The sequence below is a fragment of the Proteus sp. TJ1640 genome, assembly GCF_003144445.1.
Lineage (GTDB): Bacteria > Pseudomonadota > Gammaproteobacteria > Enterobacterales > Enterobacteriaceae > Proteus > Proteus penneri.
Genome location: NZ_PENY01000038.1, coordinates 1 through 520, shown reverse-complemented (window position 1 = coordinate 520; position 520 = coordinate 1). Strand labels below are relative to the sequence as shown.

Below are 520 nucleotides of genomic sequence, written 5' to 3'. Positions count from 1 at the left end.
CAAATTCCTCAAAACGTATTATCACTTTTAAGATAATCACGGCGTTATTTGCTTTTATATTTCGAATTAATTTATTTTTAAATGTAAAGTCAATATTTATTTGGTGACTTGGTATTTAGGAATTTAATTAAAAAGAAATAAAAAGAAAAATATTCAATTAGTTTATTTTGCTGAAATGAGCAAAAAGGAAAATATTATGGCACAAGTCATTAATACCAATTACCTATCACTGGTCACTCAAAATAATTTAAATCGTTCACAAAGTGCATTAGGTAATGCAATTCAACGTTTATCTTCTGGCTTACGTATTAATAGCGCCAAGGATGACGCAGCAGGTCAAGCGATTGCAAACCGTTTTACTTCTAATGTTAAAGGCTTAACTCAAGCTGCACGTAATGCGAACGATGGTATTTCTATAGCCCAAACCACAGAAGGGGCTTTGAATGAGATTAATAATAACCTGCAACGTATTCGTGAATTAACCGTCCAAGCAAAAAATGGTTCTAATTCAGATACCGAT

1 pseudogene is annotated in these 520 nt (G+C 31.9%); it reads left to right on the top strand.

The features are described 5' to 3' along the window. Nucleotides 1-196 precede the first annotated feature (196 nt). Nucleotides 197-520: pseudogene (locus DK861_RS16450) on the top strand (flagellin FliC); the annotation flags it as partial.